This is a genomic window from Candidatus Chlorohelix sp., assembly GCF_037138995.1.
Lineage (GTDB): Bacteria > Chloroflexota > Chloroflexia > Chloroheliales > Chloroheliaceae > Chlorohelix.
On the sequence record NZ_JBAXHI010000006.1, the window covers coordinates 1 to 26,013 of the forward strand.

The window sequence follows — 26,013 nt, forward strand, 5'->3', positions numbered from 1 at the left end:
CTCCCTTGTTGCTTCTTAGCTTGATGCCTATGGGGCGACGCTTGAGTCGCCCTTCTTTTATTGCCCAATCCCCACGAAATATGCCACCCAACGAGAGCGCATACGGGAACGGAGCGTTCGGGGTTCTACTGATTCTCCGGGGCAGCGACCTGCCCGGCAAGGCTCGCCCTGAGCCAAGTAAGGTTCAGGTTAGCGGTAGGCAAACTCTCTACCGTATAATCTGCAGGGAGTTGCCGTTGCAATTGGGCAATCTTTCCGGCGATAAGCGCGGCATCTCTGCCATAAATAAACACCAGCGCAGCCCCCGCTTGAACCTCTCCTATTGTCGCCTGAACTGCCGCTTTCGCCTTCAGGTCGCCAAGCAACGTTTGCAGATGATACACCAGCCATAACGCAGCGGTGAGAGTAATACCCAACGCCCAACATGTGCCGGAGATAAAGTTGCTTGTAATAGAGTTATCAAAAGCCCTGAAAAACTGGTAAATTAGCCACGCGCCGCTAATCAGCAAAGTTACCACGCTCATGAAAAGCGTCAGATAGAGATATATTCGGCGCACTGCCGCGCGGCGTTCTTCCACATGCTCCTGCGCCAAACTCTGACGTTGCAGTTTTAGCCAACTATAAAGCCACACTGCACCGCCCACCAGAATTAGCGTTATAAGCTGGCTTATTTCATCGCTCCAGCCTATGTTTTTCAACTGTGAAGAATCCCAACCGCCCAACGCAAGGTCTAGCATTATTCTGATTAGCCGCGCAAGACCAAACGAAAGCGTTATTAAACCAATTAAAGACAGCAGATACCAATACAAGCGGCGAAGGTTTGCTTGAAGCGGCGGTTCTTTCGCCAATAAAGCCATATCTCGATGCAAAACCAGCGCGTGATAGCCCCAAAACATGCCGTAAACTAACGCCACCACCACAGGGTTACCCACTTGCGTAAGCAGCGACTCGCTGGAATTTTTCATTACCTCGCTGCCTAACGCCAACCGCATCAGGTTGTACATAAATAAGGCAACCGCCGTAACCGTCACTATAATTGTTTGGAGAAGCATAGTATAGAGGTAAAATTTCCGCAAAAGCGAATGTTGCTCCTTCTCCGAAGTGGCGTTAAGCCGCTGCATCTGCCACCAATGCCACAGCCAACCCGCCAAACTCACGATAACCCACCCAAGGACAGAAGCAATAAGCCCCATAAAGTTCACATTGCGGTAATAGGGGTCAGTATTGCTACCCGTAATATATTTCCAATAATCCTGTCCCAATAGTGTCACACTGATAGCCAAAACCGATGCCGCGCCGTAATTCATCAGGAAAAAATACAAGCCGCGTACGGTTGCCCCACCGCCATGCTCCGGCGCAATCCGGTTATCGGCGCGAGTCACCAGCCAGAAATAGAGCCATACTGGCGTACTGACCAACAAAATAGGCATATTATTCGCAAAGCTGTACTTCAGATTCCCGTTATTGGCTAATTGTGAAAATAACTCGCCTAAGAAAACGCCCGCTGCAATAAACACCTGCAACGCCGTAACAAACAGGGTGAGGTAAAGCATCAACTTACGCAACGTTGATTGCCGCTCCTCTATACCGTGATAGTCTTGCGCCCTTGCGTTGCGCTGCGCCAATATCCAGTGGATGAGCCACACCACCCCGCCCACAACCGCAATTGCTCCCCACAGGCTGTATTGCTCGCGAATGTAAGAATCGCTGTTATCGTAGTAATAATAACGCTCCACCTCCAGCCAACTTCCGAAAAGAAGGTTTAGCAGATTGGACAAGCCGCTCACCAGCATCATCAGGCTTATAAAACTGGTGGCATAAATATACAAACGCCTTGCTATCAACATTGCCAAGCTCCTTTCAGTTCAGCCAGTATTGCAACCCGTAGGGATAGTTCAAATAGCTAATACGCCACACGCCGTTTTCAAGGCTCAAGCTCATTGTCGTATCTTCGCGCCATATATCCCCGCCAAAGAGAGGATTGGATTGGCTGTAATGGTTTATTTCCAGTGTAACAGATGCGCTGTTGTCGTTGATATTTTCGGATTTAAGCGCTGCCCTAATATTCTCAGAAGTATAGTAAATATTGCTTTTGAAGGTCTGACGGCTAATTCTTTTTTGGAGATAGTTATCAAGCAAATCATAGGCTTTGTCGTATTCCCGGTCATTAAGCGACTTGATATAGCTTTGCGCCACTCCGCCGGGACTATTCGCCAGAATATTCGGGGGCGGTTGGCGTAACAGGAAAAGGCTGGCAAGCGCCAGTAGTGCCAATAACCCGATTCCTCCCACTATCGCTATCAAAAAGCGGTCGCGCTCTTTGGGCGTACCGGGGTTTTCGCTTGGTATAGTCACAGGTTCGCTCATTATATTTAACTCCTACAAATAGCTTTTTACTAGCTTACAACTTCTAGCGCGGTTTTTGCTTGTAATAAAGTTTCGTGTACGATTGGGGATAGTGTAAGGATTTCGTAGCAGCAGCTTTAGATTTGGGTTTATCGGAATGTTCGTCAGGGACTTGCCAACCGCCGATAAACAAGACTATTGAAGATGCTAAATATAGCAAACTAAGAATAGCACCATTGCCTGAACTATCTAGGACTGGAACCGGAAATATTAGAATCGCTCCCCAAAGGAAAATTCCCGGTACACTTACCCCCAGTGCGATACTGCCTGCTAAACCGGGCATTTCTAAGGAAATCGCTACCAATTTTAGCGTAATAAGCCCAACTATAATAGCACCACTAATAGAAAGCAACCCATATATATACCCTAAACCCCACTCATATTTTGAGGAAGGGCTTAGCAACCATCCCACATTCAAGAAGATTCCCATTACCAGCAAAATCAGGCTGGCTATCCCAAACTTACGCATAGTTACACCTCCTGTTTAATGCTATTTAGTCCCTTAATTTCATTATAATTCTTTAACGCAAATATTATGTTAGAAGTTTATAAGAATGAGTTGGGAATGACGAGAAAGCGCGATACGGAGGGCGCTCCCACAGAACCCGAACCCCTTTGAGAACCGTTTTATAGAGGACAATTTCTTTCTTGCAACTGCCCTTATAGATGATAAGGTGCATTACCTTTCAAAATGTAGTAGAATGCCTCAAACTTATATGTTATTTTCTGTTCTGGGAATTTAATTTTGGCACAATTCACGCTCAGGATAATAGAAGAAGCTCATATAGGGCTTCGTAAAAAAGACCAGCAAGACTTCCATGGTCATACCTTTATACCTGCTAACCCAGATAAAAACTTGCCGCCTTGTTGCCTTGTTGCAGTGGCTGATGGCGTGAGTATGGGCGCGGAGGGTGCGCTTGCCAGTAAAACGGCAGTGGAAAATTTGCTTGCCGAGTTTGCTCGCTTATATAGCAGCGGACAACTTGAGGCTGGCTTTGCCTTAGAGAAAGCTTTTCTTAAGGCTAATATTGAAGTTTTTAAACTGGCGCGTGACCGTCCCGGAATGGCAACTACCCTCGTTTCTGCCTTGATAATAGGTGACCAATTAATAACCGCACACATTGGCGACTCAAGAATCTATTTGGTACGCCCTAATCTTAATTTTGAATCCGTTACTATAGACCATAGCTGGGTTAAAGAATTCGGCGAAAACCTTGTGCGTAAAGGCTATTTGACCGATGAAGAATTAAAAAAGGACGGACGGCGGCATAGTATCACCCGTGCGCTAGGTTTGCAGGACTCGTTGCTGATAGATTTTACTGCGCGTACTCTACAGGATGGCGACTTGATTTTGACCTGTACCGATGGTCTATGGGACATGGTAGGTGAGAACAAAATCGAGAAAATACTGGCAAGCGGATTACCTGAAGCAAAAACCAGTAACGGGCAGGAAAAGCTGAATGCCCTATGTCACAATTTGGTACAGGCTGCTATTGATGTTGGTGGGCGCGATAATATAACTGTTTCTATGACTTTGGTTGATAGAATTGGCGACCATGTGGTAATGCCCGGCTTGGCAAAGCTTTTGGAGCGAACTGCGCTAGACCTCTCTGAACGTACCAACTCGGTTGAAGATTTGGCTGAATTTTCTGAAGAACCCACCACCTTAAGCACAATCCCATTAAAAGCCAAACCCTACAAGCCCATTGGAGTAGTAGATTTGCCTGTGATGGAAGAAAAAGCCCCCCAATATGAGGCAATGTTAGCGCAAGGACAACAATCTTTTGCGCTTGGACAGTGGGAAGAGGGCTTAAACCAGCTAATTGAACTGGAATTACTTGACCCCACTCACCATGGCTTGTACGAAACTCTTAGTAGTTATCTGACGCGCTATATCGGTTCAGCGATTGAAAACAGCGAACCGGCAAAAGCAGAACGATTTTACCAATCAGTGTTGGCGAGAGGTATAACTCGTTATGACCACTATATCTTTGATTATTGCTTAAACGAAAGCAAGCGTGCCAGTAGCGAAAGTAACTATCATTTAAGCCTTACCTATGCCGATTTTGCAGGAAAATTACAACCGCAGGATAACCGCATACGTCAGCTTCAGGAATTAAATCAACTGTATCTTGAGCTTAAACGCGCCGATTTTACGACAAGTCAAAAATTATCAATTGCTCAGAATCTTTATGCGCGTGACCCAGACTTCGGCTCGATACAGGATGATTTGTCTTCGGTGTATATGCAATTGGGCGATGACGCAGCCCGTAACTCAGAAGACGATGACGCGATAGCATGGTACGAATTAATTGTGCCGTTGCGCCCCCGCGATAAAAGGCTAGTTTCGTTGGCAAATTCTAAACTCAGGTCACTGGAAGATAAGCGAATACGCCAATCCGCTCAATCTGGTTTGCGCTTTAGTAGTTCTGTGCCGATACCCCACGGGCTGGAAAATTTAGTTATTCCAAACGGCCCAGACGGCAAGCCCGAAAACGAAGGGATGGGACGACTTAAAGATCGGGTCAGTCGCGCTCAGAAAGCTTGGGATAACGGACGTAGGGAGGTGGGAGCCGAGTACATCTATTTAGTAGATCAACTCAGTCAGCTACTTTCACCTAACCCATGGCAGCCCACTTTCCCCCGCGTTTGCTATGACTATGGGAAATGGTTGCTGGAGCAAAAGCAATATTTGGAGGCAAAACCTTATTTTATTAAGGCGCAATCACTAGGCATGAGCGCGGCACAGCAACGCCTAAGTGAAATAGAGAGGTTGGGAAAAGAGATCAACTATGGCGCTAGAGGCGCACCCCCGGTAGATTTGCCGGATTCGGTACCTCCTAAGCCTGAAAAACCGTTAGTTTCCGCCATAGAAGCCCAATATACCCAATCTAATATAACAGGCGCAACTCAAAAAGTTCCGGTAATAAATCCTTCTGCTTCTTCTGAGCAAGCGAGTTATACCTACTTCCCGCCTGTACCGCCCAGCGGTTATGTTGCAGCAGCGGCAGCCTCAAGTGAGGAGCGTTCCCAAAAATCGGAACGTTTGGTCGGGGTGTCCGGTGAACCTCGCGCTCAAAACATGGCTGATCCGCTACAATCTGCTGCTATGCGTGAATCGCGTCGGTCAGGCTCATTCGTACCGCCACAACCGATAGCCTCTCCGTCACTTTCAGAACCATTAGGTCCAAATCCCTATATGGAAATTGTCCGCAATCTCTGGTTACCTGCACTATTAGGGCTTGTCATTTTTGTAGCGGTAATATTTGTTGCTATAAACATAGTCTCGCGTTTGAGCAAACCCACAGAAAGTTCCACACAAGTTGCCTCAACCCAAACAACGCCTGCTCAAGGCGTTACCGCTAATGCAACAGTTGTACGCTCACCACGTGTAATGGTTACTCTTGAAGGCGCAAAGCCGGAGAGTCTCCAAATGTGGTTGGCTGCGGCGAATGAGCAGCGGTCTAATTGGCGAGAACTTAGTTATACCCCATTGGTGGGCTTCCAACTGAATCAGGCTGACTTCTCAAAGCTTGACCCAACTATAAAATACACTCTGGTTATAACCCCCCGTGATACGGCTTCGAGTAATTTCCGTAAAGACCTGCCTTTAGATACGCCTATACAGCTATTATTCAGCAAAAGCAACCTAGCTATTACATCCGGCGCGGGCTTGAATGTGAACTTCGCATTGCCTGCCGAAGCTTTGAATTTCTACCCTCTTTCCGGCGGTACGGTTGATACAACTCTTGCGGATGGAAGTCGCTTTGTTGCCGCTACCCGCCACACCTTGCGCGGGGAGTTTCTAAAACTTTACGATAGCTCTGGCGGTGTCGGTCGTTTTGGCTATCCCATCAGCGAAGAGTTTGATTGGGAAGGAATAGGGCATGTCCAGTTCTTAGAACGCGGTTGGTTGGTACAGAGTACCAATGATAAATTGGTAAAATTAGGCAAGCTAGGCAGTGATGTGCTTGGTGTGCAGAATTGCGAAGCAGTACCAAAACCCCCGACTAATGTTGGCGCAAGCGCTCCAAAAGTGGATACTTCCTTTGCCAATTATCTGAAAGCTAATCCCGCAATCGGGCAACCTTTAAGCCCTGCTTTTGAAGTAAACGAAGGCAACTCCAAGAAGAAAATCCAATATTTTGAGTTTGCGCGACTTGAAGTAATAAGCGGCGCAACCGATGGCGCTGTTACTCTTGGGCTTTTAGGTAGCGAAATGGCACGCTGTAAGAATTGGTATCGCTAACTGCCTTTTCCAGTCCCGCCCTTGCAATTGAGCTAACAGGGCGGTTGCAAGTTATTTCCAATGTCCGCCCTAAGCGTTAAGAAAATCGTTTTTGTAGTGGCGGTTCGTACTCATTTCATGACACAGACAGACGAACCGCCCTTCTTTTATTGCCACATCACCCACAAAAAACGCCACCCAACGAGGGCGCATCGGAATGCGCCCTTACCCAATAACAGCCCTGATTGAGCTAAAGTAATAAAGTTAATAGAATCTGCGTGAACAGGATTTTTGAAATAATAGCCACCGGATAGACAGTCGAGTAACCGATATTTGGCAAATCGTTTTTGGTTTGTTCCAAAGCAAAGCCTAGCACTGCCGGTTGGGTTTGCAAACCTGCTACGATACCAAGCATAACACCCATTGGTATTTTGAAAACTTTATGCCCGATAAAGAGCGCCAACAACGCCACTGTCACAGTAATGACTATACCAATCAGGAAAATTAAAATGCCGCCGCCTTTGGAAAAGGTACTCACAAAAGGATAGCCGGCACGAGTACCAATCGCTGCCAGAAAGAACACCAGCCCTAATTGCCTTACCAACAGGTTGGCACTGTAGGGTAAATCCCACACAATTCGCCCGGTATTATGTATTTTCCCAAGTACCAGCGCCACTATTAGAGGTCCACCCGCGTTGCCGAGCTTGAAAGTAATTCCTCCCGGTATTGGGATTGGGATTGCTCCAACCAACAAACCCAACGCTAACCCCAAGCTAAAACTCATGATGTCAATTTCACTGAGGGCGCGATAGGAGTCACCTAGCAATTTCCCGACTTCCGTCATTTTCTTAGGAGGCGCAACGACCCTGACTCTATCGCCCAACTCTAGCACAGTATCGCCTTGCGCCAGAAATTCCACATCGCCCCGCCGAATACGAGTGAGGATAGCCCCAGCTTTTTCATGCAAATTCAAGGAGCGAATCGTTCGTCCCACTATTTGACGGTTAGATACAAACATGCGGCGGAAATCCAGTTCGGAGCGATCCTTATCAATTTGTTCCTCGCTGGTCACTCCTAGCCAATCAGCCGCAAACTTAACATCTTCTTCTGTTCCGATGATGCTTACCAAATCACCCGGTTGAATCTGTGTTTTGCCGCCTACAAGCGAGAGACGATTTTCGTGTTTAATTCTGCCAAGTACCACTTCCCATTTGAATTTGCGTATCAACGTCTGCACCAGATAGTTGCTGACTTCAGGGTTTTGCACCAGCACTGTGAGATTTATTAGTTTCTCGCCGCTATTCCCGAACTCCTTGTGAGCGCGGCTTTCTTTGGCATAATCTATCTTCCAAACCTTTTGAAGTATATAGATTACGACAATCATGCCGATTACACCCATTGGATAGGCTACGGAATAGCTGACCACCGGTTCTGCCAGCATCTGTTCCACGCTGTCTTTAGGCGCAGAGGTCTTGATATATTCGAGCGCACCTGCCAGAGCCGGAGTATTGGTAAGGCTGCCGGCGTAAAGCCCCGCAGTAATAGTAGCTTTCATCTCGAATATTTTATTGGCAGCAAAAGCCATAACGGCAGCAAACAGCAATATTGTGCCGACCATCAGGTTGTCTCGGAAGCCGCTGCGCCGGAAAGAGGCAAAAAAGCCGGGACCGCTGGACAAACCAACCGAGTAAACGAATAAAATTAGCCCTAACTGGTACACAATTTCCGGCAACTTCACGTTAGGGTCAAGCGCTCCGAAAGCGATGCCTACAAACAGCACCGCTGCCACTCCTAAACTACTTCCACCGACCTTAATCTGTCCCAGCGGGTAGCCGATAGCTGCTACCAATGCCAATAACAGAAGAGGATTATCAATTAATAATTGAATCATATAGCGCCTATGTCCATTTAGTTGTCACCTATATAAACGTCAATAGCCAAGCCTTTTATTTACAATATTTAGCAAAGTCTCACCATTGAGCCATCGGTGCAGGTTTTGGCAAAAAAATTCTGCCGTAGCGGGTAAAAACCCGTCAAAATTACCGGACGAATGAGGCGTTATAAATACGTTAGGTAACTCCCAGATAGGAGAGTCATTTGGTAAGGGTTCAGTTTCAAATACGTCCAGCGCCGCGCCGCTAATGAGCGCGTCTTTTAATGCCTCAACCATTTCAGCTTCTTTGACCAATGCGCCTCTTGCAATATTGATAAAATAGGCTGTTCGTTTCATCAATTCAAATTCTGCATACCCTATTAACCCCTTTGTTTGGGGGGTAAGCGGTGCGGCTACCACAATATAGTCACTTTCCGCCAGCAGCTTCTTTAATTCGGTATCAGGGTATAATCTATCCAATTCCGGGTATGGCGCATCAAGGATTCGTTTAGTTGCAATAACGCGCATATCAAAGGCACGCGCCCGTTTCGCTATTTCGCGTCCTATTTTGCCATAGCCTATAATCCCCAACGTTTTACCGGCTAACGCTGCCGGTTGGTTTTGGTTCCAGTTGCTCACCCATTTGTGCTGCTTTTGATAATCTCGCTGCTCCAATAGATGGCGAGCGTGTAGGATGATATAACCCATCACCTGATCCGCCAACGCGCCCGCCATAATTCCCGCCGCATTGGTGAGTATTACCTCGCTTTCCACCAGTTGCGGGATTTCCAGAATCCGGTTAACTCCGGCGAATGGGGCATGAATCCAGCGTAGCATACGCGCTACTAGGAATTGCTCTTCCTTGAGAAAGCCCCCAAAAATAACTTCTGCTTTCCTGATTTCATTCAGAATCAGTATATCCCGCTCATCGCCTTTCAAAGTTTCAGGAATAAAAGTTATTTGCATACCTCCATCGGTAGCAATTGCGCTAATTTTATCGCGGAACTCCGGCGGTAACCCGTTCAGGCAAAGCAACTTACCCGGCATTTTTTTCTTTATCCTCGCCACTCTGGAATTTCCAAATAACATATCCTGCTACAAGATTTACCAGATTCAACAATAAAATGAAACTACTAAGGCTTATAGCTTTTTCATGTAGATAGCCTAGTTTATCGAGGATTGCTATCAACGCCATATCACGCGCGCCGATGCCCGCTACCGATACCGGAACAAGGCTTACAACTGTGGCAAGGCTGCTAACTGCCACTACCTCTAATGGGCTTAGGTTCATACCCAACGCCAACGCCAACACCCAAATTCTAAACAGAGCCATTCCCGATGCTATCAAGGTTGCCCCGAAAGTGGGTACAAAATTCACCGGGCGTAGTTTTTCTTCCGCTTCCGCTTCTTCGCGCTGCAACTCGCGGTTGGACTTTGCCTTACGTGATAGTAACAGGCGCAGGGCTATATTCAGCAAACGAGTACGCATTGCCGGGAGTGATAATGCTATCAAACCCGCCAGCGTGCCGCCTAGCAGTAAGACTAATACCGGCAGTTCTCCCGCAAAATCCGCTCCCAGAAATAACAAACCGCTTGCCGCCAGTAAAATCAGCACTGCCACATCAAAAAGCCGATCTAACACTACTGAAACCATACCGCGCCCCAAAGGGTAGCCCATATCGCGCAGGTAAAAAGCCTTAATTGCATCTCCCGCTTGCCCCGGCGTAAAACTACCGGCAGACAAACCAATGGAATAAAGGCGGTAGGCTGTTTTAAAACTAAGCTTTATCGTCAGGTCTTTCAGGATAAGATTCCAACGCCATGCCTTGAAAGCTATAAGGGGGAATACCAGCAGAATTGATAGCACAACCAACCAGAGGTTAGCTTGGCGTAAATCATCCCAGATTTTAACCGGGTCAAGGTTCAGGCGAGTCAGGAAGAATATAAGAAGCGTAGTGCCACCTATTCTTACAATCCAACGCCAGAAACGAGGATTAGTGTAGAACGGGCGACCTGTCACAGTCTTTTCAGAGCGTAATGAATAGCCCGGTTCATTATCACCCATTATCCCTCGCAATTCCTATTTGTTCTGACATTAGCTTTTCGTGCGAGAGAATTTCAAGTAACTGGGTATCCACTTGTCCGATTCGTTCAAACCGAAGCGCGGCAATTTGCTCTGAAATTAGCCCAACTAGAAAGAATATTACTCCCATACTGATTAGCAACGCTGCTCCGTTTGGGATGTTACCACGTAACGCCACATTACCCACCCCGTATAGAAAGCCGAGTAGCAGCCACATAGCCGCGATAGGCAAGAAAACTTTTATCGGATTAAACAGGGCGATGATTTTCAGGATAATATTAATGAAACGGATGCCATCTCGAAAAAGGCGGATTTTGCTCTTGCTGCCTTTGGCGCGTTTATGCACCTTAATCGGCACGAATTTAACGTTGTAGCCGCTTTTGATAAAGCTCATGGTGGTAGTGGTAGGGTAGCTGTAGCCGTTGGGTAGGAGGTGGATAAACTCTAATACCTTTTCGCGTTTGAAACAGCGAAATCCGCTGGTTAAATCCGGTATTTTCATTTCTACCAAATAACTAGCTAAGCTATTGTAAGCCCAGTTTGCAAACCCGCGATGCAAACCCGCCTGTCCAGAAAAATCGCGTGCGCCAATAACTAAATCATACTGTCCCATATGTTCCAACAAACGGTCAATATCTTCGGGGCTATGCTGCCCGTCCGCATCCAGCAACAAAACTGCCTCGCGCGTGGCAGTACGAATTCCGCTCTTTACCGCTGCTCCGTTGCCTTTGTTATAGGGGTGTCGTACAACCTTTGCGCCTTCACTAGCAGCCTCAAGGGCAGTGCGGTCATTAGAACCATCATCCACCACAATAATTTCAGCGCGGGGTTTTATTTCACGGGTTCGTTTTACCACTCGCGCTATTGAGGCTTCCTCATTATAAGCAGGGAAAACTATGCTCAATTTGTCATCAGAAATCATGCGGTTGCGCTCTTTATCCTTTCAGCTACTGTATTATAACCGATTAATTATCCTTTAGAGTTTACCTAACTGTCAAACTGAGGTAAAGGCTGTTCAGGACTAGTGCAAGGTTGGAAAGGGGATGTAACCCCTACGGGTCACAGGCAGGCAGTGGAACGCCTGACGAGGTCTTAAGGAGTGCCAACCTTGAACTCATCCTCTCCGGCGGGTTATTGCCCTAAAATCGTTTCTTGCAACGCCCTAGTATCAGGTTGGAAAAGAAGGCTAAAATTCGCCAAATCTGGTATATTATCTATAGTGCTAAAAACATTAATTCTATTCCGCTTGTGGAAATAAGGAAAATTAAACCGTAATGTCACAAAACTATAACGCCCAAAGCATAGAAGTTCTTGAAGGGGTAGAGGCGATACGCCGTAATCCCGGAATGTATATCGGAAGTACCGGTTCTCACGGGCTAGTCCATCTCATATACGAAGCCTTTGCCAACGCAGTGGATGAAGCGGTAGCCGGTCATGGCAATTGCATCACCCTAAGCCTAGACCTGCACACCGGCTGGGTAACGGTTGAGGACGAAGGACGAGGCATCCCCTTTGAGCTAAAAGAACACAAAGGACAGAAGCTACCCGCCGCCACCATTATCGTTTCGACCATTCACGCCGGGGGCAAGTTTGACAATTCTAAACAAACCAGCGCGTACGCTAGTAGCGGCGGTTTGCACGGGGTGGGTACCACCGCCATCAACGCCTTTGCCGAAGTGCTAGAACTAGACTCTTGGCGGGACGGGCAGCATTTTAGGCAAACTTTCAAGCGTGGAGAACCCCAGCCGCACAAAATAGAGAAATGCGATAAAGCCAAACAAGGCACTCGCTTTCGCTGGAAGGCAGACCTCAAGCTCTTTGATGCCGGTTCCCACTATGACTTAGAACTTTTGGTGAGCCGCATCAAACCTGCTGCTTACCTCAACCCCGGACTGAAGATAGTCCTGTCCCTACACCAAGTGGGCGAAGAAAGCCCAAAGGTTCAGGAATTCTATTCTCAGCATGGACTGAGCGGTTATGTGATAGACCTACTCAAAGAACTGGAAGGCGCAGAAGCTCGCGCCCTATTCCCCCAACCCATCCTAATCGAGGGAGAGCGGGACGGGGTACAGGTGAACGCTGCCCTCCTCATAAGCGCAGAAAGCTATCAAACCACCATTCACAGCTACGCCAATTCCATACGTACCCGTGACGGCGGTACCCACGAAAGCGGCTTCAAAGCAGCGTTAACCCGCGTAGTGAATGAACAGTCTGCCAACGGTATTACCAATAGCGCAAACGCAGCCAAAAGCAAAGTGGTAGCAAAGGGCAAAGCTAAGAACGGTAAAGCCCCCTCCAAAAGCCAACCGGTCAGCTTCAAGCCGGAAGTAATCCAACAGGGCTTGTACGTAACAATCGCCATAAAGCTGGCTAGACCGCAGTTCCAGAGCCAAACCAAAGATAGGCTCAGTTCGGCAGAGGTGGAAGGCATAACCCGTAGCATAATAGGGCAGGGGCTATCGGATTGGTTTAGCGCAAATCCAAAACAGGGGAACGCTTGGCTAAAACGCATCGAAGCCTCGCAGAAAGCCCGCGAGGAAGCCCTACATTATGAGGAACTTGCCCGCGCTGCCGCCAGAGACAAAGGTGGACTACTCATAGACAAAGCCATCTCAGACAAGTTTGTGCGTTGCGCCAGTAAAAGCCCGGCGGAAAGCGAAATCCTGATAGTGGAAGGAGACAGCGCGGGTGGCAGCGCGGTACAGGGGCGCGATGCTAAAATCCAAGCCATCCTAAAGCTGAGAGGCAAGCCTTTGAACGTAGCAGGGGCTAAACTCAGCACAATAGTGAGCAATCAAGAAATCTTAACCCTACTGAACGTGCTAGGAACAGGCTTTGGCAGCAGTTTTGACCTATCAAAGTTGGCTTTCCACAAAATAATAATAATGAGCGATGCCGATGTGGACGGATTACACATCCAATGCCTCCTACTGACTTTCTTCCACGAAATGTTGCCGGAACTTATCCGACAGGGGCATATCTATATCGCCCAACCCCCTCTCTATAAAGTCACCTACAAAAAGCAGGACATCTGGCTTTTGGACGATGCAGCCAAAGACCAATGGCTTAGGCAGCACCGGGATGCCATCGGGCTGGCGTTTAAGCGGTTCAAAGGACTGGGGGAGATGAACCCACGTGAACTAAGAGAAACCACCCTTGACCCGGCACGGCGCACCCTGCTCAGAGTGACAATCGAGGAGGCAGATTTAGCCAGTAAGCTGGTGCATCAACTGATGGAGAGCAAAGATGCCGGAGTTCGGAGAGAGTTTCTGGAACAGTTTGGAGGCGGTTGGCTGGCTCCGACAATGCCTTCTATCGGCAAAACCTCGACTGAATCGACAACCGCAGGCAAAGCGAAGAACGCGAAGGGAGTGGCGTAGCCGTGGCAAAACAAACCGCCTTTGATTTTAATCAGACCGGTCCGGTCAAACCGGTGGAATTTCACGAAGTGTTCGGGCAAAACTACGGGCAGTACGGCTTGTACGTTGTGCAAGACCGCGCATTGCCTGATGCCCGTGATGGACTAAAACCCGTCCAACGCCGCATCCTTTACACCCTTTTTGAGGGACGCTACCTAGCTTCCGGTCCTCACCGCAAAAGCGCAGAAATCGTGGGGAAAGTATTGGGAGACCGCCACCCACACGGGGATAGTTCAGTGTACGATGCCATGAGCAGAATGGCGCAACCCTTCAGTTTGCGCTACCCCTTGATAGACGGACAGGGCAACTGGGGAGCAAGTGACGGAAGCCCGGCAGCAGCCTACCGCTACACCGAAGCCCGGCTTACCCCTCTGGCAGAAGCGCTTCTGTCCGAAGACATCAAAAAGGAAACCGTACCGCTCCTAACTACCTACAAAGAAGACCCAAAAGTGGTCGAGCCTATGTACCTACCCGGTCACATCCCTCCTTGCGTCAACTCAATTGACGGAATAGCGGTGGGCATCTCCACCACCGTCCCGCCTCACAACTTAGGGGAAAGCCTGCGGGTGAGTATTGCCATGTTGGATGCGGGAGTGCTAGAAGGAAATAGCTTTTCTATCGAACAGCTAATGAGCTACCTACCCGGTCCTGACTTCCCAGAAGGCGGTAGAATAATGGTGTCAGGCGGCGGAGTACGGGAATATCTGGAAACAGGGAGGGGACGCTTCATCATCCGCGCCAACGTAGTACAAGAGCAACTCACCCCCACCAAAAGAGCATTGGTCATCACCGGCTTACCTCCCATTGGGCGCGATAAAGTCATCGCCTCCATCATAGATTCTATCAACGAACGCAAACCCGGTACCGAGGGACTGGTCGCCGAACCCCCGCTGGACGAAACCAACGAAGAACGCACTAGAATCGTGCTGGAACTGAAGCGAGAGGCAAACCCGGCGGTAGTATTGGAAAGCCTGTACCGGCACACCCTCTTACAGATAGCCGTGAGCGCACAACTTTACTTCCTATTCGCCCCCAAAAGCCACCTGCAAGCCCCCGCCACTATTCCCAAACAAGTGGGAATGGTGGAACTCTTGAGTTACTGGTTACACCACCAACTAGATGTATTGGAAAGAAGGCTCACCTTTGAACTGAACCAATACCGAGTGCGTCTTTCAACCGTGGAAGCCCTCATAGTCGGCGCAACCCATGCCCAGCAACTCGTCAGAATCTTCCAAGAAGCGGATGGCAAAGCGCAGGCTAAGCTCATCCTTCAAAACAAATACAATCTGACCGAAGAACAGGCTGAAGTAATTGCCAATATGAGCTTGTCACAGGTAACACGCCCCGATGCCGGGCGGTATCAAGCTGAAAGAACCGAATTAATTACCAGAATAGAGCAGCACGAAGAATTGCTGTCCTCTCGCCCGAAGTGCATCAGCCTACTCAAGCAAGAGTTACGCGAAACCGAGAAAAAGTTCGGGGATGGGCGGCGCACTGTGATAGACGGGGCTAAACTGGTTGGTACTGACGTAGTGGAGGAAGTAGCGCAAGCAAATGTCAGGGAACCGCTAACCCTCGCCCTGTACACTGACGACACCCTCAAAGCCACCAGCCCTGACCAATTCGGGGCGAAGGGCAAAGCTCACAAAAGTGATGAGAGCTTGGCGAGTTTGTGTGCAGTTGCGCCGGACGCTTTCGTCTTGGCTGGCACCAACAAGGGGCGCATCTTCAGCCTACCAGTGGAGAAATTGACGCTTACCACTCGTAACGGGAAAAGTGAGAGTATAGCACGCCATCTGAAACTGGAGGCAGGAGAACGGGTAGTGCAACTCTTGGCAGTACCCGGTTCAGCCTTTGGCGAAGGAGCAGCCCCCTTGTATCTGGTAGAGTTCTCGGCGCTTGGCAAAGTCAAAAAAACCCCCGTGAGCGAATACCGCAGTGTGAACGGGGCGGGCTTAGGCAGTTTGAAACTAGCTGAGGGAGATGAGGTTATATCCATCATGTTTAGTAACGGGCAGGGCGAATACCTCCTGACTACCAACACCGGGCAGACCCTACGCTTCGGGGATGACAAGCTCAACCCACAAGGTCGCATCGGGTTGGGGCAGGTAGCAATGGCTCTAAACAAAGGAACGCGCATAGTAAACGCCCATCACTGGTCGGGAGGAGATGAGGGGAAAGCCTTTCTGGTGATACTCAGCAAGCAGAACGTTATCAAGAAAACAGCCTTGACAGAATACCCGGCAAAAGGTCGTGCTACTGGCGGGGTGGCGACCACCGGACTGGTGGTAGGAGATAGTATTGTCGCCACTTGGCTTGCCAGAGGGGAAGTAACCCTGCTGGTAGTCGCTGAGAGTGGAAACCTGACCCTGAAAACCTCCACCTTACCCACGCTACCTAGAGCGCGAAAAGGTCAGCCGCTAGAGGAACTGACCGGACTTGTAGGAATGGCTAGAATTATACCGATGGCGTTTTAGGTTGTAAGGGGGGCGCAAGTGGTGTCCCCTTGAACTCATCCTCTCCAGCGGGTTATTGCCCTAAAAACGTTTCTTGCAAAAGCCCTGACAACTATATTTACCTTCTTGACAAACTTACTTATCTAAGCTATTCTTGATAAAGAATGATGAGTATGTTGATATATATACTCATATTAACTTCTGATTTAATCAATTTTTTGAGGGCATTGGTTTTATGGGTGCAATAAAGAAACAGGATAAACTTCAGGGCAGAGCTAGGATTTTGGCAGTGCTATCCCACCCGGATGATGAGACTTTTCTGATGGGTGGAACCTTGGCGCATTATGCTCGATATGGGCATAAAGTGCAAGTATTGTGCCTTACTGGGGGCAATCAGGGAAAAAATGCGCTTTCTCATCTTTCCGAATCCTGTTCAATTGCAGCCATTCGCCGTCTGGAACTAGAACAGGCTTGCCGAATGTTGGGAGTAGAGCTTCTATCGGTACAGGATTTACCCGATGGTAAGCTGTCCGAACTGGGCGTTACCAAACTGGCGGGGGTTATTGCACCGTTTCTCCACAGCTTTCAGCCTGAAATTGTCCTGACCTTCGGACCGGACGGCTTGACCGGGCATCCTGACCATATCGCTACCAGTAAGGCTACTACCTTAGCTTTTAATCGAACCGCCCCTACTGGGGCTGCCCTTTTCTATGCGGGTTTGTGCAGAAGCCTAGTCAAGAGTTTGAGCAACCGTATGGAAGGAAGTTTGGAAAACATCCCCTTGAAATTGGTAGGGCTTCCCGATGAAAAGTTGCCTTTCAAAATAGACATACACCAAACCAACCGCTGTAAATGGGAAGCGCTAACCTGCCATCGCACCCAGTCAGGCAGTTTTGCGAGTTTAAATCAAACTGACCTGCAATTGTTAGGAGAGTATGAATACTTTCGGCTGGCGCGGGTGGCAGGAAAACAATGGCTGCCTTATCAACCTGCCAACGACCTTTTGCAGGTTCTCGATAGATTAGAGGAAATCGAGGCGGTAGCTTAGTTGCAAGTTCGGAAGATGCCGAAGGTCGCAAGGGGTGTCCCCTTGAGTCGCCCTCTCTCTCATCTTCTCCGGTGGGGTGCAGCAGGTTACTGACCTAGTAGCTTAGATTGAATTAACATCAAAATAAACCAGTTTTTATTAAGTTTATAAGAAGGAGACCGAGAATGAGTACAACTGAGGCAACTGATAATCTGGTAGCACGGCGCAAACGCAAACCCAAAATTGCCCAAAATGCTATCGAACTGTTGGGAAATACACCGCTTGTGCGCTTAAACAAGGTGACTGATGGTGCGGTTGCAAATGTTTACGCCAAACTTGAGGCTTTTAATCCCGGTTTCAGCGTAAAGTGCCGCATCGGCGTGGCGATGATTGAAGACGCAGAACGCCGTGGTGTGCTGACTAAGGATACCATTATCATAGAACCTACCAGCGGCAACACCGGTATTGCGCTGGCTTGGGTTGCAGCAGTAAAAGGGTACAAACTGATTTTGGCTATGCCTGAAACAATGAGCATTGAGCGGCGCATTTTACTCAAGGCTTATGGGGCGGAATTGGTACTCACACCCGGCGCAGAAGGTATGCCCGGCGCAATTCGCAAAGCAGCCGAATTGTTGGAAAGCACTCCTAACGCATGGACTCCCCAACAATTCAAAAACCCGGCAAACCCTGAAATTCACCGTAACACTACCGCTCTAGAAATCTGGGATGATACAGACGGTCAGGTGGACATTGTAATCGGTGGGGTAGGCACCGGCGGCACCATCACCGGGTTAGCGCAAGCGCTTAAAGAAGCTAAACCCAGTCTGAAAGCGATTGCGGTTGAGCCTTCTGCCAGCCCGGTATTGAGCGGCGGCAAGCCCTCTCCTCACAAAATTCAGGGCATCGGAGCGGGTTTCGTGCCGGATGTGCTGGAATTGGGGCTAATAGATGAGATAGTGCAGGTGTCGAATGATGATGCCATAGCCACAGCGAGAGCCATCACCTTGCAGGAAGGTTTGTTAATTGGTATCAGCGGTGGGGCAGCGGCTTGGGCGGCTATACAGGTAGCAAAACGACCAGAAAACTCTGGCAAAAATATTGTAGTAATTTTCCCAGACACTGGAGAGCGTTACCTAAGTACGCTTTTATTTGCCGATATTCGGGAAGGGCTTCAGGTTTAGCCTAAATCCCTTGAAATCTGGAGGTCAAGTTTATTTTCCTAACACACATGGAAAATAAGCCTGACCTTTTTTATTTTCACAAAGGGAGAAGACTTTAGCAAAAGTGAGACAGAAACCTTTTTTGCCGTAGCCTCCCCCTGTACCTCATCATAATAAAATCATTTGCGGGCCATCAAATTTGGTTCGCCAACTCCTTCAATCTCATCCTCAAGACCGGCAAAGATTTCTTTTAACTTCTCAATCATAGATGCGTCTGCTTCCCAGAAACCGCGTCCATTTGCTTCAAGCAACCGTCCCACAATACCTTTAAGGCTATGAGGGTTTAGTTCGGCTAACCTGTCACGCATTTCCTCATCTTGAACAAACGTCTCGTTAACGCCATCGTAAACCCACTTATCAACCGCATCGTTGGTAGCACTCCAGCCATAGGTATTATTAACCCTTACCTCAATTTCGCGCACCCCCTCAAACCCGTACTTGAGCATACCCTCGTACCATTTGGGATTGAGCAACTTGGTGCGTGATTCGAGCCGTACCGCTTCTTCTAGGGTCTTAATACTCTTGCCCTGTGCTAGGCTAGAGCTACTAGCGGAAAGGCTATCGGCGACCAGTGTGGTAGCGCGGCGCCCGGTCAATTTCTCAACCGTTTTGCTGATACCACCCAAATATTCATAGTAATGATCAACATCGGTGATACCAACCTCCGCGCTGTCCACGTTCTGGAAACTCAACTCAACGTTGCTTAGAGCATTTTCCATTAGTTTACGGGCGCTCTCGCCATCGGTTTTGATACCGTAAGCAAAGCTCTTGCGACTGAGGAAAGCATCGCTAAGCTCGTTATCATTTTGCCATGTGCTGTTATCTATCATGTAGTTAACGCTTGCGCCGTATTGTCCGGGAGCATTACTAAAGACGCGAGTAACGGCTTCATCAAAGCTTGCGCCTTTGTCCATTTCGACCCGCACATGCTTCTTGATAAAGTTTTGCTCTTCGGATTCGTCTGCTTTAGCAGCCATACGAATGGCGCGGTCAATTAATCCCATATGCAACGGCAGCAAATCGCGGAAGATACCGCTAACCGTCACCACTACATCAAGACGAGGGCGATTCAAGTCCGAAAGTGGCAACAATTTAACATCGGTCATCTTGCCCAGACCATCGCTGATGGCACGCGCCCCAACCATAGCAAGGCATTGAGCGATACCCTCACCATCGGTTTTGATATTGTCAGTACCCCACAATACCATTGCGATTGTTTCAGGATACTGCCCTTCCGGTAAATCCATCTCCTGACGCGCCTTCTCAACTATCGCTTTTACGCTACGTTCGGCATTGCGGCGAGCTAGAGGCGAAGGGATTAGCGAAGGGTCAACCGCATGAATATTGCGTCCGGTAGGCAGAACCGCTGGGTTTTGCACAATGTTGCTGCCGGGGCTAGGTTCGATATATTCGGCGTTGAATGCGCGTACAATCTGGTTTATCTCGTTCTGGATAAACATCGCTTCTGCCACTTCGGAAAGATATTCCATCATGGGCATGCTGCGCTTTGGATCGAGTTTTGCAACAGCACGTAGGTGTTGCACCGCGTCATTGCGGGCTGCTTCTTTGTTGCCTTTTAGCCAGTTCTGCACAAAAATATTAACCGACTCACGCTGCGCCCGCTCTATTTGCTCCCACTTTGTCATAGTGTCAGAATCGCGGGTAGCATTTTTGCGAACATCATCAAGGTTGTAGCCGTAACCTTCTGCAACCATTTCGGTAATAGAAGGTATCTCTTCAGCGCTGCCCGGTTTACCGCGTGAGAAACTTCCAACCGAATTTAATACATCGTTTAAGAAAGCTTCATCCGGCAACTCGTCCAGCAAATGCAAGCCGGTAGGTATCAAGCGTTCTTCGATTTCGAGCAAGGCGGCGTATAATTCGAGTAAATACGTCTCAATCCCTTGCTCAGGTGTAACCTTTACGCTCAATTCGAGGGCTTGCGCCTGCTCAATAATTGATTCGAGGATTGAGGAATCGCCACCCTCACTTAACTTATTGCGATACTGGTTGATGGTATCTTTTAGCTGTGAAAGCTGGCGATATAACCCGGCATTCTCCATCGGGGGCGATAGATAGCTGATGAGGGTTGCATAACTGCGCCGTTTAGCGATTGTTCCTTCCGATGGGTTATTAACGCAATATAGATAAAAATTCGGAATATCGCCGATTAAGCGATCGGGCCAACATTTTGCGGTCAAGCCAACTTGTTTACCCGGCATAAATTCCAACGCGCCGTGAGTTCCAAAGTGTAAAGCGGCATCGGCTTTATAAACTTTATTCAGCCAAGTATAAAAAGCGGCAAAAGCATGGTTAGTACCCACGTTTTCCGCCATCAACAGGCGCAAGGGGTCATCTTCATAGCCAAAGGTTGGCTGCAACGTTACCAGCAGATTTCCAAATTGCTTGCCCAATATCTGGAAGCCTTCCGCATCGTTGAGCATGTGACCGGGAGGGCTGCCCCAGTATTGTTCTAGTTCTACATAATCTGGGAATAGCTTCATATAGTCAGTAACAGACATATGAGTATGCACATTTGCGGTTGTGCCATAAACCGCTGAGTTGCCATCCGTCAATTGTTTTCGCAAATCATCAGCATCTTGCGGCAATTCAATATTGTAGCCTTCGGTTTTCAATCGCTTCATAATGCGATAGAGGCTTTCAAAAACGCCCAGATAGGCCGCCGTGCCAATTGCGCCTTTATTCGGCGGATAGCAGAACAATACCACCGATATTTTCTTGTCGCGGTTTGGCTTGTTTCGTAGTTTGACAAAACGCGCCGCCCTTGCCACAACTCGGCGAGTTTCGGCAGGTAATGCCTGAATTGTTTTATCATTGGCGAGTTGCCCGGTTGCAGCATAAACACGCGGTTCAGTAGCGCCATCCAATTCAGGAACTGCAATCATGAAAGCAACCTGCAAGGGGCTAAGACCGGTGCGGCTGCTACGCCATTCTGCCTCGTTCTGGTACATCAAAGGCATAATTGACCAGTAAGGTCGGTTTAGGCGTTTAAGCTCGGCTATGCCCGCCTCTGGGTCTGCTCCTGCCATACTACCGACCATTGAGAAGCCCACTGTATTGATAAGTAAATCAATTGCGGGCGTAATATTACCTTTCTTATCCTCGTCCAGATAGAAAGTTTCTACTGCGGGGCGATAATCCAACCCTCCTACAAAGCAGGGCATTGACTCAACCCCTTCAGCATCGAGTTGGCGTATCAGTTCGTATATGTGCTTATAATTGCCAGACATGTACGAACCTTGCATAGTCAGTAAGCCCACGCGAGGGCGACCAACCGATTGCGGACGGGCTTTAGTCAGCCACTTTTCATACTCTTCACGAGTCTGAAAATATTTGCCGGGCGCATCTGGATGAAACAAAGCCAGTTGCGGGTAAATAGCCGGGTCTTTTGCCTTCAGTTTCGGACCGGTATAAGAAGGCATATAGCGATCTATCACATATTTGAAGAACTCTTCGTAGTTTTCCGGCGAACTGTTCAGCCAGTAAAGCATAATAACCAAATAAGCGCGTAAGTCTTGCGCTTGACCGGGAACTAGCTTCAGCACAGTAGGTAGGTGGCGTAAAACGCCCATCATACCAGAGACTACACCTTTTTTAGCAGGTTTATGATGGCGTAATTTTTGCCTGCCTCGCACCTCATCAGGGTCAAAGTCCGGCTCAACCTCTTTCCCATCATCGCGCTTCATCAGTTTGCGAATACCGCCTACGAAGCCAGAAATTTTCCCAACGGGTCCATTTTTCATGAACTGGAGGAAATTGGTAAATTCAAAATCACCCATGCGCGTTAAAGCCATCAGGTTTGGCATCGAGTTCAGAACGATAATCGCACGATCACGGCGCATTGGAGCATAAGTTTTGAGCAATTTTTCGAGGGTATAAACCTGCTGTGTGTCAGCGCTAATCATACTCGCCAAGAACAGATCGCATTCTTTCAAATCCTGTTCAAACTGACTCCAGTTGGTGGAACCTTCACGCAGCATGCGTGCAGTCCAAAATTTCATTTCAATTTTTATGCCATGTTTGCGTTGAACAGCCGCTGCGCCTTGCTCTACAGCAGCCAGCATACTGTCTTCAGCCAGCATAAAAAGGAACTTCATAACGTCTAGCTCCCTTCTCTCGATTTCTTGCGAGATAAAATTATAAATCTTTCCCTATTTATTCACTTATAGTGAACCTGATTATAACTAGCAAGTATTTAGGCTACAAATTTTTGGAAGGACTTGGCACTTTTGAGTGTGGCGATAATCAAACTGATATAATATTCATTTGTAATTATTCATTGTTGACTATTTGAAATGGATTATAAAGCATATAGCACAATTAGTCAATTATGGGGTTTTAGTTGTAACAGGAGCGGTGGTAGTTACAGCTTTAGTGGTGGCGGCTTTTGTTGTACCGGGTGTACCGGATGTGATTGTAACCGTAGGGCTGGAGCTAATTGTGGCAACAGTTGTAGTTGTTGCCGGAGTGCCTGTAACGCCGAGTATAGGAGTCTTGGCAGGAGCTAAGGTAGGGGTTGTTATACCGGACGTACCGGAATTTGCGTTTGAGGCAGTTGCAGTAGAAGCTACTGTGGCAACAACTGTCGAAGATAGCGCGGGTGTTGGCAGTAGTGTAGGTGTAGCTTCAGGTTTAGCAGTAGGGCGCGGCGTAGCAGTAGGTATTGGACCTGCTGTAGTGACAGTTTGTAATAAACCGGGTATGGTAGGCTTAACGACAATCTCAGGCAGTGTATTGGTAGGAAGTGGCGCACCTTGTGGCGTAGGCGAGGGAGTATTAAGGGCTGAAGTTGTGCTGTATAGAAATATAAAGCTCAACACCACAATATATACAACTAGTAGAGCCGGAAGCATAATAATAATAGCTTTGGCGGCGGTGGTACGTTGCGCCCACCAACCTAGTTGCGGTTCATCAATATCCGATTGTTCCTGCGGTATCTCGTAGTTATAATCGTCATCATAATGGGAATCGGAAATAGTCGAAGGGAACCGATCAGGGTCACCACCTATATTTAAGGGTGGTGGCGGTTCGGGAGGTAAAGGCGGTATTCTGTAATCATCATCATGACGACCCATTTGTGCCGCTTCTAAATTATATCGGTAAATATCTAAAAGGAGCAGGCATAAGCAATACCATATCGCTTACTTATTCTTGCTATCCTGTACCATCATAATAAACCGATCGAAAAGGTACTGGTTATCCTGCGGACCGGGTGAACCTTCCGGGTGGTACTGAACGCTAAAGACCGGGAGGCTTTCATGCGCTAGTCCCTCTACCGAACCATCATGCAGGTTAAGCTGACTGACATGCCACCCTTGCGAAATCGGCACCGAATCGGCATCAACCTGAAACCCATGATTCTGGCTGGTTATATGTACTTTGCCGCTTGCAAGGTCTTTAACCGGGTGATTGCCACCCCGATGACCAAACTTCAAACGACTGGTAGTACAACCAATCGCCAGACCAAGTAATTGGTGTCCAAGACAAATACCAAAGAATGGAAGATGTTGCGCAAGCACACCTTGCAATGCCTCGATGGTTGTGGTGTTGCGTTCGGGGTCGCCGGGTCCGGGCGAGCTAAAAACCGCGTCAGGCTGAAGCGCCATAATATCGCTCAAGTTGGCAGTATAGGGTAAAACCGTCGCGCTAACGCCACGCCTTGCCAGTGAGCGCAGGATATTTTCCTTCAATCCGCAATCTAGCACCGCGATTCGCATAGTTTCTATGCCAAGCGAACCTTCAACAGAGCGCGCGGGATAGCGATAAATGGATGGGGTAGTTACATCTCCAACCACATTTTTCTGGGCAGGCATCAGCGCATTTTGCGCTCTCAAAACTATCTCAGCATCGCTTTCTTCCGGTTTGGGACGAACAATAACCCCTCGCATCAACCCATTAGTACGTAGGTGACGGGTGAGAGCGCGGGTATCAATTCCATAAATGCCCGGAATACCGCGTTTCTGGAGATAATTATGTAAGCTATTCTGCCCACGCCAGTTACTCCATTCGGGGGTATAGTCGCGCACAATCAAGCCGCTAAGCCAGTTTTCGCGAGACTCCTCATCGGCATCGGTTATGCCGTAGTTACCGATTATAGGATAGGTCAAGCAGACTATTTCGCCACGATAGCTTGGGTCGGTGCAAATTTCCTGATAGCCTGTCATACTGGTGTTAAAGACGACTTCACCTTCGGCAACCTCAGCTGAACCAAAGCCCCAGCCTCTAAATATGCGACCGTCTTCAAGAGCCAGTAGCGCGAGGTTATTCAATTCGGGTCTTTCATCAAAATATGCGGGAAGCCTTAACAGCTTGTCATCACCCGCCGGGGTTTGTATGTTTTCCAATAATTTCATCGTTTCCCCGGAATCAACCGACATTTATTCCTCGTAATTTAAACCTCTAAGAGTGCATTTGCACTGTATCAGTAATAATTTGGCAGAATTATACGCTAAAAAGCCCTGATACACAATTTATTGTGTAACTGATTCAAGTTCAGGTATGGTAGCAAGCAACCATTTTTGCTCAGACTTGAACAGCGTGAGAACATGGGCAACTGCTAGATTAACGCCATGACCGTTGGCATGAAAGGGCGCTTTTTCAAAACTAGCAATTTGCTTCTCTACATCCGCTAAACGCATCTTAAGGAGTTGGGCAACTTCGGGGCGCGGCAAATTATCAAGGAACATTAGACCAATATCACCGGTGAAAGTCATTTGCTCCGCCAATGCTAAATTTTCGCGTAGTTGCTCTATAAAGTATTCTTCACCCATTGAGGTGATTGAATAGACTTTGCGCTGTGGGCGGTTTCCTTCCTGCTCAAAGGTCACGGTAACGTAGCCAGCTTTTGCGAGGCGCTCAAGGGTGGCATAGGCTGTAGCCTTTTTCATATTGGTAACACGGCTCAGATTTTTTTCAATAAATTCATTAATCTGGTAACCATGCTGGCTTTGCACCTTCAAGATTCCCAGCAGCAGTAGCGACTGATCATCCATTAATATTTACTCCACACTATGCAGGAAAGATAGCAATGACTGCCTCTCCACGTAGGTCACTGTTTGTGATGAGTATTATAGTCAATCTTGACTAATTGTGCAATACGCCAATATAATTCATCTCAAATAGTCATTAATGATTATTTACACTTGAATATTATACCACATTATGACAAGTAAAATAATACACTTGTACATGATGATATTATTAGGTAACACATGCTGGGCGCATGCTCGAACCATGCAACAGGGGAATTCGACAATGGATGAGCGTAGTAGAATCTATAA

17 protein-coding genes are annotated in these 26,013 nt (G+C 48.1%); 6 read left to right on the plus strand and 11 right to left on the minus strand.

Features of this window, described 5'->3' with window-relative positions:
* Positions 1–125: 125 nt before the first annotated feature.
* The 3 genes from WCK19_RS04330 to WCK19_RS04340 are packed head-to-tail and all read right to left on the minus strand — an operon-like array spanning position 126 to position 2,875.
* The gene (locus WCK19_RS04330) at positions 126–1,847 is read right to left on the minus strand and encodes a DUF5671 domain-containing protein (protein WP_342396135.1); all 1,722 of its coding nucleotides are present in this window, start codon (positions 1,845–1,847) and stop codon (positions 126–128) included.
* A gap of 13 nt (positions 1,848–1,860) precedes the next feature.
* A complete protein-coding gene (locus WCK19_RS04335) occupies positions 1,861–2,367 on the minus strand; it encodes an NTF2-like N-terminal transpeptidase domain-containing protein (protein ID WP_342396136.1) in 507 nt (168 codons plus the stop codon).
* 43 nt (positions 2,368–2,410) lie between these two features.
* A complete protein-coding gene (locus WCK19_RS04340) occupies positions 2,411–2,875 on the minus strand; it encodes a hypothetical protein (RefSeq protein ID WP_342396137.1) in 465 nt (154 codons plus the stop codon).
* A 276-nt stretch (positions 2,876–3,151) separates the two neighbouring features.
* Here WCK19_RS04340 and WCK19_RS04345 point away from each other — a divergent pair, with 276 nt between their 5' ends.
* On the plus strand, positions 3,152–6,655 hold the full coding sequence (locus WCK19_RS04345) for a protein phosphatase 2C domain-containing protein (RefSeq protein ID WP_342396138.1): 3,504 nt from the start codon (positions 3,152–3,154) through the stop codon (positions 6,653–6,655).
* A gap of 60 nt (positions 6,656–6,715) precedes the next feature.
* Positions 6,716–6,883 (plus strand): hypothetical protein, encoded by a 168-nt coding sequence (locus WCK19_RS04350; RefSeq protein ID WP_342396139.1) that lies wholly within the window; start codon positions 6,716–6,718, stop codon positions 6,881–6,883.
* 1 nt (position 6,884) lies between these two features.
* Here WCK19_RS04350 and WCK19_RS04355 read toward each other — a convergent pair whose 3' ends face one another.
* The 4 genes from WCK19_RS04355 to WCK19_RS04370 are packed head-to-tail and all read right to left on the minus strand — an operon-like array spanning position 6,885 to position 11,512.
* Positions 6,885–8,525, minus strand: coding sequence for an aspartate:alanine exchanger family transporter (locus WCK19_RS04355; protein WP_342396140.1), 1,641 nt, complete (start codon positions 8,523–8,525; stop codon positions 6,885–6,887).
* A gap of 39 nt (positions 8,526–8,564) precedes the next feature.
* Positions 8,565–9,554: a D-2-hydroxyacid dehydrogenase gene (locus tag WCK19_RS04360; RefSeq protein ID WP_342396141.1), complete on the minus strand. Its 990-nt coding sequence runs from the start codon at positions 9,552–9,554 to the stop codon at positions 8,565–8,567.
* Positions 9,544–10,572: a lysylphosphatidylglycerol synthase transmembrane domain-containing protein gene (locus WCK19_RS04365; protein WP_342396142.1), complete on the minus strand. Its 1,029-nt coding sequence runs from the start codon at positions 10,570–10,572 to the stop codon at positions 9,544–9,546. The genes WCK19_RS04360 and WCK19_RS04365 overlap by 11 nt, the downstream gene beginning before the upstream one ends.
* Positions 10,565–11,512, minus strand: coding sequence for a glycosyltransferase family 2 protein (locus tag WCK19_RS04370; protein ID WP_342396143.1), 948 nt, complete (start codon positions 11,510–11,512; stop codon positions 10,565–10,567). The genes WCK19_RS04365 and WCK19_RS04370 overlap by 8 nt, the downstream gene beginning before the upstream one ends.
* A 352-nt stretch (positions 11,513–11,864) precedes the next feature.
* On the opposite strand from WCK19_RS04370, the gene WCK19_RS04375 reads away from it, so the two are divergent.
* The 4 genes from WCK19_RS04375 (at position 11,865) to cysK (ending at position 18,673) form a co-directional block, all read left to right on the plus strand.
* Positions 11,865–13,970: a type IIA DNA topoisomerase subunit B gene (locus WCK19_RS04375; RefSeq protein ID WP_342396144.1), complete on the plus strand. Its 2,106-nt coding sequence runs from the start codon at positions 11,865–11,867 to the stop codon at positions 13,968–13,970.
* A 2-nt stretch (positions 13,971–13,972) separates the two neighbouring features.
* Positions 13,973–16,486 (plus strand): DNA topoisomerase (ATP-hydrolyzing) subunit A, encoded by a 2,514-nt coding sequence (locus WCK19_RS04380; protein ID WP_342396145.1) that lies wholly within the window; start codon positions 13,973–13,975, stop codon positions 16,484–16,486.
* A 214-nt stretch (positions 16,487–16,700) separates the two neighbouring features.
* Positions 16,701–17,513 carry a PIG-L family deacetylase gene (locus tag WCK19_RS04385; RefSeq protein ID WP_342396146.1) on the plus strand — a complete coding sequence of 271 codons (813 nt, stop codon included), beginning with the start codon at positions 16,701–16,703 and terminating at the stop codon, positions 17,511–17,513.
* A gap of 164 nt (positions 17,514–17,677) precedes the next feature.
* Positions 17,678–18,673 carry a cysteine synthase A gene (gene cysK, locus WCK19_RS04390; RefSeq protein WP_342396147.1) on the plus strand — a complete coding sequence of 332 codons (996 nt, stop codon included), beginning with the start codon at positions 17,678–17,680 and terminating at the stop codon, positions 18,671–18,673.
* A 158-nt stretch (positions 18,674–18,831) separates the two neighbouring features.
* Here the strand turns inward: cysK and WCK19_RS04395 are convergent, their stop codons facing one another.
* The 4 genes from WCK19_RS04395 to WCK19_RS04410 all read right to left on the minus strand — a co-directional run bounded on the left by WCK19_RS04395 (position 18,832) and on the right by WCK19_RS04410 (position 25,725).
* Positions 18,832–22,878, minus strand: a complete 4,047-nt coding sequence (locus WCK19_RS04395) for a magnesium chelatase subunit H (RefSeq protein ID WP_342396264.1) — start codon at positions 22,876–22,878, stop codon at positions 18,832–18,834.
* A 183-nt stretch (positions 22,879–23,061) separates the two neighbouring features.
* The gene (locus WCK19_RS04400; RefSeq protein WP_342396148.1) at positions 23,062–23,808 is read right to left on the minus strand and encodes a hypothetical protein; all 747 of its coding nucleotides are present in this window, start codon (positions 23,806–23,808) and stop codon (positions 23,062–23,064) included.
* A gap of 66 nt (positions 23,809–23,874) precedes the next feature.
* Positions 23,875–25,110, minus strand: coding sequence for a glutamine-hydrolyzing carbamoyl-phosphate synthase small subunit (carA, locus tag WCK19_RS04405; protein ID WP_342396149.1), 1,236 nt, complete (start codon positions 25,108–25,110; stop codon positions 23,875–23,877).
* A gap of 93 nt (positions 25,111–25,203) precedes the next feature.
* Complete coding sequence (locus tag WCK19_RS04410) at positions 25,204–25,725, minus strand: PadR family transcriptional regulator (RefSeq protein ID WP_342396150.1); 522 nt, start codon at positions 25,723–25,725, stop codon at positions 25,204–25,206.
* Between the last annotated feature and the right edge of the window lie 288 nt (positions 25,726–26,013).

Bases quoted from the DNA above. Each gene is read 5' to 3' on its own strand.
- WCK19_RS04330 (WP_342396135.1), bottom strand. From the start codon at position 1,847: ATGTTGATAGCAAGGCGTTTGTATATTTATGCCACCAGTTTTATAAGC.
- WCK19_RS04335 (WP_342396136.1), bottom strand. From the start codon at position 2,367: ATGAGCGAACCTGTGACTATACCAAGCGAAAACCCCGGTACGCCCAAA.
- WCK19_RS04340 (WP_342396137.1), bottom strand. From the start codon at position 2,875: ATGCGTAAGTTTGGGATAGCCAGCCTGATTTTGCTGGTAATGGGAATC.
- WCK19_RS04350 (WP_342396139.1), top strand. From the start codon at position 6,716: ATGTCCGCCCTAAGCGTTAAGAAAATCGTTTTTGTAGTGGCGGTTCGT.
- WCK19_RS04355 (WP_342396140.1), bottom strand. From the start codon at position 8,525: ATGATTCAATTATTAATTGATAATCCTCTTCTGTTATTGGCATTGGTA.
- WCK19_RS04360 (WP_342396141.1), bottom strand. From the start codon at position 9,554: ATGCCGGGTAAGTTGCTTTGCCTGAACGGGTTACCGCCGGAGTTCCGC.
- WCK19_RS04365 (WP_342396142.1), bottom strand. From the start codon at position 10,572: ATGGGTGATAATGAACCGGGCTATTCATTACGCTCTGAAAAGACTGTG.
- WCK19_RS04370 (WP_342396143.1), bottom strand. From the start codon at position 11,512: ATGATTTCTGATGACAAATTGAGCATAGTTTTCCCTGCTTATAATGAG.
- WCK19_RS04375 (WP_342396144.1), top strand. From the start codon at position 11,865: ATGTCACAAAACTATAACGCCCAAAGCATAGAAGTTCTTGAAGGGGTA.
- WCK19_RS04385 (WP_342396146.1), top strand. From the start codon at position 16,701: ATGGGTGCAATAAAGAAACAGGATAAACTTCAGGGCAGAGCTAGGATT.
- cysK (WP_342396147.1), top strand. From the start codon at position 17,678: ATGAGTACAACTGAGGCAACTGATAATCTGGTAGCACGGCGCAAACGC.
- WCK19_RS04400 (WP_342396148.1), bottom strand. From the start codon at position 23,808: ATGGGTCGTCATGATGATGATTACAGAATACCGCCTTTACCTCCCGAA.
- carA (WP_342396149.1), bottom strand. From the start codon at position 25,110: ATGTCGGTTGATTCCGGGGAAACGATGAAATTATTGGAAAACATACAA.
- WCK19_RS04410 (WP_342396150.1), bottom strand. From the start codon at position 25,725: ATGGATGATCAGTCGCTACTGCTGCTGGGAATCTTGAAGGTGCAAAGC.